Genomic DNA, 13,171 nt, shown 5'->3' on the forward strand with positions numbered 1-13,171 from the left:
CTGTTGCTGTTGCTGTTGCTGTTGCTGTTGCTGTTGCTGTTGCTGTTGCTGTTGCTGTTGCTGTTGCTGTTGCTGTTGCTGTTTTAGCTTTTCTTCTACAACCGATAGGTTTTTCTTCGCGGCTTCAAAGTTAGGCTTTTCCTCTAGCAGTTTTTTATACAAATCAGCCGCATCTTCTAATTGACCATTTTGAGCGAGCGAGTTGGCGAGGTTATAGCGGCCGTTAAGGGAGGCATCATGAGAAAATGCTTCGATAGCGGCTTCGTAGTCACCTTTTTGATAACTGGCGGCTCCTTTCCAGCTTGGGTTTGTAAATAGGTTTTGCGCCTGTTCATACTCACCTTGCTTGTAGAGTTCCGCTCCTTGTTGGTCGGCATTTAAGAACGGATTAGCTTCTGCATGCGGTGTCCACGTTACTGGGACTACAGTCGCAACTACCATCCAAATCAGGCCGCGTCGAAACAGTAAAGCCGCAGGAAGAAGTAACAACGGCAGTAACCAAAAGCCACTGTTGAGACGAGAATCAGTTTTAACTTCTTCGCTTTGGGTCGCAGAAAGCTGGCTACCAATGTTATTGGTAAAGGCCGCGATGTTTTCAACATCACGGTTGGTGTGCTGAATAGGAACAAATAGGCCACCAGTCTTATTCGCTAGCGTTTGTAGATTTTTCAGATTTGTTTTCGCTACGACGGTAGTGCCTTGTGCAGTTTTTAGCAGAGAGCCATCGGGCAGCGCGATAGGCGCACCGTTAGGAGTCCCGACGGCAAGAACAGAAATGCGAAACTTTGTACCTTGGACTAAATCTAACGCGCGAGACAGCTCTGACGTATCAAGATCATCCGCTAACACGATGATATCGCCTTGCTGCGTGCCGGCTTGAGAAAACTGGTTGATCGCCAGTTCAATCGCGGCAGGCAGGTTTGCTCCTTGAAAAGGCATCAGCTCTGGTGACAAATTTTCGATAATGCCCGCAAGCGTACTGGAATCAGTTGTCAGTGGACTTAAGTTATAGGCATCGCCAGCGTAAGCAATAAGTCCAGTGGCTCCCTCTTTCCATTTAGGCAGCAAATCGAGCGCCTTATAACGTGTTTGTGCTAGCCGATTGGGTTGGATGTCTGTAGCAAACATAGAGCGAGACATATCAAGCACCAAGATACGGTTTTGGTTTAACTCAAAGCTTGGTCGAGCATTGGACTGCCAGCTTGGCCCCGCTAATGAAATGCAAGTTATTGCCCAAGCTAAACCCCATAGAGTGAAGTAATGCTTAGACTGCGTGTTTTGTCCGAGCATCCGCGATAGGTGAGGGGCAATCAGTGTGGACTTTTGGGCTCTAAATTTGTGATTAAGCAAGAGTGCAATAGGGATCACGATGAGCCCCAAAAGCCAATAAGGATTGAGGAAAATAAACTCAGCCATGTTTTCTCCTTAATAGGAATAACAATACCGACAATACAAATGCAGCGCTTAATGGATATGGAAACCATTCAGACTGAGGGCGCCAAGTTTGTGTGTCGCTAGATACGGGTTCTAGCTGGTTGATGGTGTCATAAATCTTTTCGAGCTCTTCTGTATCTCGCGCTCGAAAATATTGTCCACCTGTCACCTCTGCCACTTTAGTCAGTGTTTGTTCATCTAAGTCGGCTGCGGTGTTGACTTTGCGAGTCATGAAAAACTCTTTTACCATCATTTCACCAGCGCCCACGCCCACGGTGTAAACAGTGGCGTTGTATTTTTTCGCAATTTCCGCTGCTTCTAGCGGCTCGAGCACCCCTGCAGTATTGCTGCCGTCACTGAGCAAAATCATGACTCGTTGGGGAGCATCACTGTCTACAAAGGTTTTTGTGCCTAACCCAATACCATCACCAATGGCGGTTCGTTGACCAACCAAGCCGATGACGGTTTGATTAATCTGTTGCATGACGCTTTTGCGGTCTGCAGTGAGTGGTGTTTGCAAATAAGCATGGTCGCCAAACAAAACAACTCCGAGACGGTCACCTTTTCTCTTTGCTACGAAATCAGACAGAACTTTTTTGACTGCTGTGAGGCGATCGATATATTCGCCGTTGAGTTCCATGTCTTCCTGCTGCATCGAACCGGACAGATCGACGACTAACATCAAGTCCCGATATTTGGGTTGGAATTCAACGGGATCGCCAAACCAAACTGGACGCGCACAAGCGACGACAAGAAGGCCCCAGATCGCGATTGAAAGCGCTTTTTGCAGGGCTTGCTTAGGTTTGCTGCTATTCTCATTAGTTGGTAAGTACGCCAATTTGATCTCGGCTTGTTGAGATTCTTGTGGCAGGAACTTGTATACCAACCAGGGGATGGGCAACAAAAACAGTGCCCACCACCAGACAAATTCAATGTTTAGCCATTGGGCAAGATCGGTTATGAGTGTTTGCTCAGTCACGGTTATTTGCCTTTTTCTTTGGTGGCAAAGCGTAGGTTATCCAAAAGACACAATCGTCTACCAAGCTTTGATGATGCCCTTGGGAGGAATTCTGATACAACGCTTCTTGCCACTGATGTTGTTTATCTACGAATCGAGTCTCTTTGGTATGGCTATCGAGAAATTTATACCAAGCGATTCCAGTTAATGGTGCGATCTCTTCACGCGGAAAGTAACTCAATGCTGCCTGGCGCAATATTTCCAGAGCAGAAGAGGGGGTATGAGGCGCGGTAGGTTGAGTTAAAAGTGTTAATGCTGTCTTTTTTGCGCGTAAGTGTTTTTTACGCCATCTCACATAAAGACAAATGCCGAAAACGAACAGCAAGGTTGCTGCAATCACCACCCACCATCCCCAAGCGAGCGGAAACCAATCCGGTGCGTTTGGCAAAATCAAAGGTTCAAGGTCTAGGCTTTGGTTGTTTGTTGTCATTATTATTACTGCTTAATAAATACTGCTTGTCAGTTTGTTAGCTTAATTGTGAAATTAAGGGCCAGCCACTTGATAGCGTGTTAAATGGAATTGCTATCGAATGGCATTGCTGCTTAATGGTTTCTTGATGTTGGGTAAAGTGGCTTTCGAGTTCTCTTCGTTGTCCTTTAGAGCCAAAGTTAAACCATTGACTATGCAGCCCATCCGAAGCTTTCACTTGACCTCTAAAGTCTGTTTCGCCTCTTTCTAACGGATCATAAAACTGAACAGCCCTTACGCTATTGTGTTGTTTGAGTCGACGTAGTTGTGCCAGTTCCGTTGGTGTTACGTGGGCAAAGTCACTGAGCATAATCAATTCGCTGCCTTTTGGGGTGAGCGTATGAAGTGTCTCCAATACTTGTGCATACGGCAGTGTACGAGTGTCGTTGCTTGCAGTACGAGTTACTTGCGCATTATGTATGTCGACTATGGCGTTAAGAATCCGCAGCCCTTGTCTTTGTAAAGAAGAGGGGCGAAATTCAAGACATTGATGTCCGTCATCAATCACTGCGCCGATGCGATCTTTTTTAGCTAGAGTTAGCCAAATTAGAACACTGGCAAAGTGGGCCAATTGAACGGATTTGAGTACATACTTAGATCCAAAATGTAGACTAGAACTTAGATCAAGATAAAGAATGACCGCTTGCTCTTTATCTTCTGCAAACAACTTCGTATGTGCTTTACCGGTCCTAGCGGTGACTCGCCAATCAATGCTGCGAATATCGTCGCCAGGTTGATATTGGCGCACCTCCATAAAATCCATACCTCGCCCTTTTTGGCGACTGGTATGGTTACCACTCATCTGCGACCAGAGACTCTGTGCTGGTGGTAACCAACGTACAGATTGAGTGCGATATTGGAGCAGCTCTTCAAGGGTTAATGTCACCCCATTCGCATGAGGTGGTAATGAATGTGTAGCGGACATATCACTCACTCGTTTATGCACTGCCAACAAGGTTTAGCAGTTTATCGATGACCTGGTTTGCCGTAATGCCTTCCGCTTGAGCGTGGTAACTCAATAATAAACGGTGGCGCAGTACCGGATAAGCCATGGTTTGAACATCTTCCGGAGAGACAAAATCACGACCAGCAAGCCAAGCGTGCGCACGTGCACAGCGATCAAGAGCGATGGTGGCACGCGGACTCACACCCATTGACAACCACTTGTCCAACTCAGTGTCATATTCGTTGGCTTGACGTGTCGCCATAACTAAACGGACGATGTACTGCTCTATCGTTTCTGCCATATGAATATCCAACACCTCTTTACGTGCAGTGAATATATCTTGTTGGCTTAACATTGGGCGTTCAACCTTTACTTCGCCCTTTGCTTCTCCGCGGTTAATACGCAAGATAGATAGCTCATGCTCTGCATCTGGGTATTCCACTTCTAAATGCAATAAAAAGCGGTCTAGCTGCGCTTCAGGAAGGGGGTAGGTCCCTTCTTGCTCTATCGGGTTTTGAGTTGCCATAACCAAAAACAACTCTGGCAGCGGGTAGGTATGACGACCTGCTGTGACTTGTTTCTCTGCCATTGCTTCAAGCATTGCCGCTTGTACTTTGGCTGGTGCACGGTTTATCTCATCCGCAAGAATAAGCGAGTTGAAGATAGGACCTGACTGGAAAGTGAATTCTCCGGTTTCGGGACGGAAGATATCGGTGCCGGTTAAATCGGCTGGCAGCAAGTCAGGGGTGAACTGAATTCGGTGGAAGTCACCTTCAACACAGTCTGAGAGTGATTTTACTGCACGGGTTTTTGCTAACCCAGGAGGGCCTTCAACTAAAATATGCCCATCCGCAAGAAGCGCAACAAGCAGTTGCTTTACCAGATCTTGCTGTCCGATGATCTGCGACTCTAAGTATTGCTGAAGAGTTTCGAAGTTAGATTTATGCATGCTTTGGACTCTCGGTATCCATGTGATTTTCGTGTTGAGTATTGGTCATTTTCCATGTGAAAAAAGTTCCAATGCTCTATTGCAATTTATCTTTTCAATATTGGGACGCTACAGAGAATTGCAAGTACGTGCTATCTCTGAAAGTGCTTATTTGACAGTGTGTTACATTTATTTTTCATAATATAATGAGAAATGCCTCTAGTTTTGTACATATGAGCCGATAAAGATTCCGTGGTGTGCGTGTCATGAGATATGCACCTGATTCCCCTTGTGGGGCCAATAACAAGTGATTCTTTTAAAAGGTCCGAATATGTTGAAACTTCATTCCTTGAGCATCAAACAGAAGGTTGTACTTGGCATTACGTTTGCTGTTCTAGCATCAACAATCATTGTTGGTGTTATGGCTCAGCGTCATGCGAGAGATGTATTGAGCCATCGTCTTATTGACATCGAGCTACCTGCGATGTTGCAGCAAATCAATACCGAAATTGACCGCGAAGTTGTCGAAATGCAACAAGCGGCAAAACAGCTGGCTACAAACGAATTTATTGTTGAAGCCCTATCTAATACAGACCGTGATCCGTCAGTAGAAGTTCAGTTGGTTCAGCAGCTCAATAACGTTAAATCACAGTATGGTCTTAATGATGCGTCGGTAGCGAATCGTCAAACGGCATATTACTGGAATCAAAACGGATTCTTACGTCAACTTAACCGAACGCAAGATGCTTGGTTCTTTGGATTTACGTCGTCTGGTCAAGAAACATCCGTGAGTGTGTTCCAAGAGGCAAATGGCGAAGTGAAAATGTTTGCCAATTTCCAAGATCTTAATGGTACATCAATGTCAGGTCTCTCTAAATCTATGGGAGACATGGTTGCTTTGCTCAATGGGTTTAAAATTGAAGATACGGGTTACGTGTTCCTCACTAATGAACAAGGCCAGATTCAAATACACCGCCAACAAGGTAAGAACCAAACTTCTATCACTAAACTATTTGGTAGTGACGCAAGTGCGCTGTTGAACAAAAATAGCTTCAACCTAATTAATGTGGAGTTTGAAGGGCAGGATACTTTTGTTTCTAGTTTGTATGTTCCTTCAATGAACTGGTTTGTTATTGGCGTGGTTCCCGTTGATGAAGTATTCGCAGACCTGAATGCGACAGCTAAAAAAATGCTGTTTACGACCATCATTGTTGCCGTTGTATTCATCCTCATGGGCGTATGGTTAGCAAACAGCATTACGAAACCAATCCGACTGATTGCCGATCGTTTTACCGACCTTGGGCAAGGTGAAGGCGATTTGGCGCAGCGTATTGAAATTAAGGGTAATGATGAAATTGCTCAGCTTTCAAAAGGCTTTAATGGATTTATTGAGAAGATTCATGCCACGATGAAAGAGGTTGCTTTAACCAGTGGCTCATTAAGTCAAGCGGCAGAAAGTGTGTCAACGAAAGCAACATCCACACACGACAACAGCCAAGAGCAGCGTGATCAAACCATTCAAGTAGTTGCAGCTATCAACCAAATGGGTGCGACCATCAGTGAAATTGCATCAAACGCGGCTACCGCTGCTGATACGGCAAATCAGGCTTCAGATAACACTCAAACTGGTCGAGAAGTTGTGATGAAAGCAAAAGAGGTGATCAGCCGCCTAGCCGATGATGTTGAAACAACCAATATTGTTGTTACGCAGTTGGCATCGACAACCAAAGATATTGGCTCGATTCTGGGTGTAATTCGTGACATCTCTGAGCAAACGAATTTACTTGCGCTAAACGCTGCAATTGAAGCTGCTCGTGCTGGTGAGCAGGGACGTGGTTTTGCGGTTGTTGCTGATGAGGTAAGAAACCTAGCTTCACGCACGGCTGATTCTACAGAAGAGATTCAGCGCATGATCAATCAGCTTCAAAGTGACGCACAAGACGCGGTAAGTGCTATGGAAGCGGGCAAAGCGGTCACCATAGAAGGGGTTACTTCTACCGATGAAGCAGTCGAGGTATTAATCAGTATTTCTGAACGAATCACCGACATCTCTGATCGTAATACACAAGTTGCAACGGCGACGGAAGAGCAATCCACGGTGGTGCATACCATTAATCAAAATATCGAAGAAATCAACGCGATAAATGAAATGACAACCGCGACAGCAGAAGAGTTGGCGGATGCAAGTCGCGATCTTCAAGCGCTCTCTTCTCGTTTGGACAAGATGGTTGGTAGCTTCAAGTTATAGAGTTGGATAGAATAGGCGAAGTTTAAAAGTTCAATCATTAATTTTAGGTAAGTACTATGAATGACTTCGAAAAAGAACTAGAGCAAATTTCTCAAGAAACCGCTCAGGAGCCAGAAGTAAAACTGCCGTCGCTAGAAGAGCAAAAAGCGATCGTCGCTGAGCTGAAAAAGCTGGAAGCGGAAGGTAAGCTGACGCCAGAAGTGTTAGAACAACACTTTGGTAAGTTTAACCAAAAAAACGCAGTTCCAATCCACTAAGTTAGGTGGTGTTTTGCCTCTAACGTGCGTGATTAAATCACCTGCTCAAACACAAAAAGGGAGTTTATACTCCCTTTTTTAATGTCTGAAAAATGCTAATACCTCTCACATACTTGCCACTTAAAAATTATTGACACTTCAATGAGTTATTAATTAGTACTAGTGATTTTCATACTTGACAATACTACCGCTCTATCTAAATCTATTGCGTATTTCAATAAAAACGACCAAGGGAATGCGATCAGGATGGAGCAGCAAAAAAAAAGAAACGTTATTTTAATCACGGAGGGAAGTCTACAGTCATCTCTGTTGAAAGATGTATTGGAGACCAAACTCGGTATTAGTGTTGCTCTAATCACGCCAGATAATCTGATTCACGGAGTGTTACATGAATCTCTTGCATCAGCCATTATTGTTGATTGCAGCGTGATCACGGATGAAATTTTTCGCCGTTATGCGGAGTTTAAAGCGGCCAAGCAGAAAGACACGCTTGAAATCTTAATTAATTGTGAGCAATCCATATCGACAGAAGATCTCTTTGCTTGGCGTACTTTGGCCGGTATTTTCTATACCTCTGATGATATAAAAACGTTGCAAGTTGGTATTGGTAAGGTGCTTCAAGGAGATATGTGGTTCAGCCGTAAGTTTTCTCAGCAGTACATTACTTACCTTCGTCGACATTGCAAACCTATAAATAAGAATGTTTCCGCTATTCTGACCAAACGAGAGCAACAAATAATTACCTTTCTTTCCATGGGGGCGTCCAATCAACAAATCGCCGAACAATTATTTGTCAGCGAGAATACGGTAAAAACGCATTTACATAATATTTTCAAGAAGATTGATGTGAAAAATAGAGTTCAAGCACTTATTTGGGCAAAGGAAAATATTTCAGACAACTCGTTAACGGTGTAATGCTATTGCAATATTAGGTTGCCTAATTTAGTAAACTCTTAATAATTTCTGTGACCTGAATGTGTTAAAAGTGTTTCTTTTATGAGAAACACTTTTTTTGATTCTCTTTTTAATAACTTTAGAATTTAAAAAAGTAGCAAATAACTTTACTCTGTGAACTAGCACTTACATATCAAACTAAGTGCTGACGATTAACTACTAATTTAAGAATGTTAAGTCACTGAAAGTATGAGAAACATTATGGAACAGTATATGGAAAAGCCTGAAATCCTAATGCTCACTCAACAAAGTTTACAGAGTGAAAACTTTAAGGAAATGCTTTCTAAAAATACAGAAACTAGAATAACGATCATTGATACTAAAAACCCTAGCTATCATGAACTCATTCCGGAACGCTACTTTTTGCTTGTTGATTTTTCAGTTGAGATTCCTTCCGAAACTTTAGTTTATTTAAAAGATAGTAATAAAGTGCTAGGAACCATAATGCTTAATCTAGGTTATGACTTAGACACAGAAGAACTCGCTTCTTGGCCTCATGTAAAAGGTATATTTGGTCCAGGAGATTCAATGGACAAGGTTTGTCAGGGATTAAAAGCAATAATAAAAGGGGATAACTGGCTGTCTCGAAGATTACTTGATCAGCTAGTAAATTATTATCGAGGTAGAGAAGCAAATAACATTATCGAACCTGCTATTGAGGTTGAGCTTACTCGGCGTGAAGTTCAGGTTTTAAAAATGTTGAAAGAAGGTGGTTCAAATATGGAAATCGCTGATTCTTTATTTATCAGCGAGCATACTATTAAATCACATCTATACAATATTTTTAGAAAGTTAGAAGTAAAGAACCGTACGCAAGCTACAAGTTGGGCTAAGAGAAACCTGTAGTACTAGTATTAACTTGCTGTAATAAAAAGAAAATACTCTATAAAGTACTAAATTTTATATTTATTATTAAAATGTCAGTCTGAAATATCATCCCATATTCAAACTTATTCCTATTCAGTTGACTATTAGACTTCTCATGTCGTGACGAATCTAGTCAGACGTGGAACAGAAGGTCTATTCAATTAATAAGCTAAGAGGGAATAAAAATGAGCGCAAGTGACAATGACACGTATTTAGGCGATGCAGGTGTAAATAACCAATTTGCTGATTTCGATGGCGGCGATGATTTGTTTATCGGTTTTGGTGGTAATGACTCGTTTGTTGGCGGTGGCGGTAATGATTATGTGATCGGCGGCGACGGCGACGATCGCCTAACTGGTGGTGCTGGAGATGACATCCTTAGGGCTGGTACAGGAAACGACTACCTCGGCGGTGGTACCGGTAATGACTTGCTGTTGGGTTTGCTGGGTGACAATAAATTAAATGGTGGTGTCGGTGAAGATATTCTTGTTGCTGGTTCTGGTGACAACGTTTTAGTTGGCGGCAGCAATGGCGATAAGTTTGTGTTCACGGATAAGTTTGGTGGCCATGGCGAAGCCAAAGTTGTTGATTTCACCATTGGTGAAGACTCTTTGCATATCATTAGCGACTCTGTCACTGACTTTGGTGATTTAAGCTTTAGCTACGATGCAGTTGGGAATGCAGTGTTTACCGATGGGGCTGATCTAACAGTGAAACTTATTGGCGTGACTGAAACTGACATCAACACCTATGGTGCAGATCTGTTCGTAATCTAAACGACTGAAAATAACTCTGGATGGGAATTAGTTTGCGTGGCTCTGCCATGCTGAGGTGCACTAATCGGACACTCTAGAGCGATTTGAGGTTACCTTAAGCTAGGCGCTAGTATTTCTGGCGCCTACAATTTTCACGTTAAACGGAAGTAGTCGTGCAAAAAACGGTTTTCAAAGAAGTGAAACAAAAACTATGCACGCTTGCGGGCTTGCTGATCGTTTTTAGCCTTTTTATCAACTTATTGGTTCTCTCGATTCCGTTGTACATGCTTCAAGTGTACAACCGAGTGATATCTTCCTACTCAACCGATACTTTATTCTTGCTCACTGTCATCGTAATTGTCGCGCTGTTAACCATGTCCATCATCGACATTGCACGAGCACAAATGAGTAAATCTTTTGGTTATTGGATGGACACAAAACTCTCCGCTTTCATGCTCAAGCGCACGATTCAATATCAATCACATACTGGGAAGAGTTATACCTCGCAAACTCTGAGAGACATTCAGAACATCAAAAGCTTTTTGAGCAGTCAAGCACCTTACCCACTGTTGGATGCGCCCTGGACACCGCTGTTTATTTTATTTGTGTATTTATTGCACCCGATATTAGGTCACATCGCGTTACTTGGATCTATCGTATTGTTTAGCCTAGGTCTACTTAATGAGCTAATGACGCGTAAAACAATGCAAGAGAGCGAAGTCAGAGCGATTTCTCATATCAACAACGCAGAATTAGCCACGCAAAACTCCAATTCAATTCTCGCAATGGGGATGATGAATGCATTTTTAGAGAAGTGGCAGTCGCGCGTGAGCGAAGTGAATGTGCTTGAAGAGCGAGTTGCAGGTAAGTCTATCTACATGGCTAACTTTTCTAAGTTTGTGCGTGGCTCATTACAGATATTTTTACTGGGAGGTGGTGCATGGTTAGTTATCCAACATGAGATAACGGCAGGGGCGATGATCGCGAGCTCCATATTAATGAGTCGGGCATTATCGCCGATGGAGCAGGCGATAGGCACGTGGCGAAGCGCGATGTCTGCTAAAGGCGCCTATAAAAGGTTGAAAGAAATCGATGCGATCGTGCGCCAAGATGAATCAGATATGCCACTGCCTAAACCAAAAGGACACTATGAGCTTACCGGACTGGCCTATCGCCACCCTGGAGCAACTGAACCAGTGCTCTCATCGCTCAGCTTATCGATTCCTCCGGGTGTTGCTGTTGGGGTGATTGGCCCTTCTGGTACGGGTAAATCGACGTTTGCTCGGCTGCTATTAGGTACGGTTAAGCCATTAGCGGGTAAAGTGACTCTTGATGGTATGGAAGTCTCCGTATGGGCATCTGAAGATCGCGGCGTGCATTTTGGGTATCTCGCTCAAGAGGTGGAGTTATTTCCTGGCACAATTCGAGAGAACATCGCGCGCTTTAAAGAAGAAGACCCCGCTAAAGTCATCAAGGCGGCGCAACTAGCAGGATGTCATGAATTAATACTCAAGAAAAACAAAGGCTATGATTGCATTATTGGTGAAAATGGCCGTGGTTTATCTGGGGGGGAAAGGCAGAGAATCGCTCTTGCAAGAGCCGTTTATGGCGACCCATCTATTGTGATTTTCGATGAAGCGAATGCCAACCTCGATGGTGAGGGAGAGGCTGCGTATCAACGTTTGATTGCCCATTTAAAAGCACAGAGTACAACGATTATCGTCATTGCCCACAATCCGAGTACGTTACGACAAATGGATAGGCTGTTGTATTTGGCTGACGGCCGAGTCAAGTTATACGGCGCTAAAGATGAAGTATTAAAACGTTTGATGGGCGAAGAAAGAACAGATATCCCAAGGGTAAGAAATGAGCAATCAACTGCCAACCGTTAATCAGAGTTCTACCGAGATCGTATATCGTTTTAGCCCCAAAGCGAGACTAAGCTTTCGAAAACCAATTTTACTTGGTGTGGTGACCTTAAGTGTTTTTCTTGGAGGTCTTGGCTACTGGGCTGCAACAGCCAAATTAGAAAGTGCAGCGATTGCTTATGGTGATTTGTCAGTTCTCACTAAGCGACAAGAAATTCAGCATTTAGAAGGCGGTATTATTGAAAAGCTATATGTACAGGAGGGGGATTTAGTCGAAAAAGGTCAGTTATTAATTCAACTTTCTAAGCGTCAAGCTATGGCTAAGTTGGACTCGTTAAGTGGTCGTTTTATCCATACTCTAGCAAAGGAAAACCGTTTAAGTGCGGAGCTTGACGAGCTTCCAACGATTGTATGGTCTGATGATCTTGAAAGCATTCCCCGTGTCGATATCGTACAAGAAGCACAACTGGTTCAAAACAAGATCTTTGAAGCGAGAAAGCGATTCTTTGATAGTAAACTGAGTATCATTGAGCAGAGTATTTCTGGAGCAAGTTTAGAGCTTGAAAACCTTCAGCAAACCAAAGTGATTGAGACGGAACGGCTCAACTTTATTGCTGAAGAAATAGACAGCAACCAAGCCTTGGTGCAAAAAGGTTTCTCGGGAAAATCTACTTTACTTCAACTCAAGCGCTTAGCAGCGGAGGTGAGAAGTACCTTAAGCCAGTTAGACAGGCAATCGCTCACCGTTAGAAAAAGGTTAGATGAGAACCTAGCGCAAATTGAAGAGTTGAAGCTTGAAAGGCTGAATGAGATTGTCGAGGAACTACGAAATACCAAAACGGAAATTGTCGCAATTCGGGAAGAATATCGCTCCGCTCAAGATATTGTCGCAAGAACAACGATCAACGCACCTATTTCTGGTCGCGTAGTCAACATGCAAGTGTTTACCGAAAAAGGTGTGATTGGGTCGGGTGAAACGTTACTAGAACTGGTTCCGCAAGACGATAAGTTGTTAGTCGAGGCTCGTGTTAATCCTCAGGATATTGATTTAGTGAATCCAGGCCAGCAAGCGCATATTCGTCTGACCGCTCTGAATGCTCGGACGTTGGCACCTTTAGACGGTACAGTGCTGACGATTTCTGCCGATAAGCTCTCGCAAGAAAACCAAGAAGATTTTTATCTCGCTAGAATTGCAATTTCACCGGAAGATGTGACAAAACATCGTTTAACCTCAGGTATGAATGCCGAAGTGCTTATTTTATCTGAGCCACGAACGCCATTGAGCTACCTAATAAAGCCAATTACAGAAAGCATGAATCGCGCCTTCAGAGAGGAGTAATTTCAAAAAGACTTGAGTGAGCACGGACAACAGACAAAATAATTTGTTATCGTTAGCTGTTACTGGGCCGTATTTTTATTCGAGGGAG

General features: G+C 43.5%; 12 protein-coding genes. 7 read left to right on the forward strand and 5 right to left on the reverse strand.

Going from position 1 to position 13,171, the window contains the following annotated elements; all coding sequences use genetic code 11:
* From R7R78_RS04925 to R7R78_RS04945, 5 genes are all read right to left on the reverse strand, one after another.
* A partial coding sequence (locus tag R7R78_RS04925; RefSeq protein ID WP_225473200.1) for a VWA domain-containing protein occupies positions 1-1,416 on the reverse strand: 1,416 nt, incomplete at its 3' end.
* Positions 1,409-2,413 (reverse strand): vWA domain-containing protein, encoded by a 1,005-nt coding sequence (locus R7R78_RS04930; RefSeq protein ID WP_042521616.1) that lies wholly within the window; start codon positions 2,411-2,413, stop codon positions 1,409-1,411. The genes R7R78_RS04925 and R7R78_RS04930, both read right to left, overlap by 8 nt.
* The gene (locus R7R78_RS04935) at positions 2,406-2,882 is read right to left on the reverse strand and encodes a DUF4381 domain-containing protein (RefSeq protein ID WP_042521614.1); all 477 of its coding nucleotides are present in this window, start codon (positions 2,880-2,882) and stop codon (positions 2,406-2,408) included. Before R7R78_RS04935 ends, R7R78_RS04930 begins: the two co-directional genes overlap by 8 nt.
* 37 nt (positions 2,883-2,919) lie before the next feature.
* Positions 2,920-3,846 carry a DUF58 domain-containing protein gene (locus tag R7R78_RS04940; protein ID WP_005383915.1) on the reverse strand — a complete coding sequence of 309 codons (927 nt, stop codon included), beginning with the start codon at positions 3,844-3,846 and terminating at the stop codon, positions 2,920-2,922.
* Positions 3,847-3,859: 13 nt separating this feature from the next.
* Positions 3,860-4,816 carry an AAA family ATPase gene (locus R7R78_RS04945; RefSeq protein ID WP_005383914.1) on the reverse strand — a complete coding sequence of 319 codons (957 nt, stop codon included), beginning with the start codon at positions 4,814-4,816 and terminating at the stop codon, positions 3,860-3,862.
* A gap of 310 nt (positions 4,817-5,126) precedes the next feature.
* Here R7R78_RS04945 and R7R78_RS04950 point away from each other — a divergent pair, with 310 nt between their 5' ends.
* The 7 genes from R7R78_RS04950 (at position 5,127) to R7R78_RS04980 (ending at position 13,083) form a co-directional block, all read left to right on the forward strand.
* A complete protein-coding gene (locus R7R78_RS04950) occupies positions 5,127-7,043 on the forward strand; it encodes a methyl-accepting chemotaxis protein (protein ID WP_017821859.1) in 1,917 nt (638 codons plus the stop codon).
* A 56-nt stretch (positions 7,044-7,099) separates the two neighbouring features.
* On the forward strand, positions 7,100-7,300 hold the full coding sequence (locus R7R78_RS04955) for a restriction endonuclease subunit S (protein WP_005375165.1): 201 nt from the start codon (positions 7,100-7,102) through the stop codon (positions 7,298-7,300).
* 246 nt (positions 7,301-7,546) lie between these two features.
* Positions 7,547-8,215, forward strand: a complete 669-nt coding sequence (locus R7R78_RS04960) for a LuxR C-terminal-related transcriptional regulator (protein WP_021707603.1) — start codon at positions 7,547-7,549, stop codon at positions 8,213-8,215.
* A gap of 228 nt (positions 8,216-8,443) precedes the next feature.
* A complete protein-coding gene (locus tag R7R78_RS04965; protein ID WP_213966365.1) occupies positions 8,444-9,100 on the forward strand; it encodes a LuxR C-terminal-related transcriptional regulator in 657 nt (218 codons plus the stop codon).
* Positions 9,101-9,306: 206 nt separating this feature from the next.
* Complete coding sequence (locus tag R7R78_RS04970) at positions 9,307-9,897, forward strand: calcium-binding protein (protein WP_005375168.1); 591 nt, start codon at positions 9,307-9,309, stop codon at positions 9,895-9,897.
* A 152-nt stretch (positions 9,898-10,049) separates the two neighbouring features.
* Positions 10,050-11,768 carry a type I secretion system permease/ATPase gene (locus R7R78_RS04975; RefSeq protein WP_042521608.1) on the forward strand — a complete coding sequence of 573 codons (1,719 nt, stop codon included), beginning with the start codon at positions 10,050-10,052 and terminating at the stop codon, positions 11,766-11,768.
* Positions 11,743-13,083 (forward strand): HlyD family type I secretion periplasmic adaptor subunit, encoded by a 1,341-nt coding sequence (locus tag R7R78_RS04980; protein ID WP_213966363.1) that lies wholly within the window; start codon positions 11,743-11,745, stop codon positions 13,081-13,083. Before R7R78_RS04975 ends, R7R78_RS04980 begins: the two co-directional genes overlap by 26 nt.
* The last annotated feature ends 88 nt before the right edge of the window (positions 13,084-13,171 follow it).

It is taken from the genome of Vibrio sp. 2134-1 (assembly GCF_033339495.1).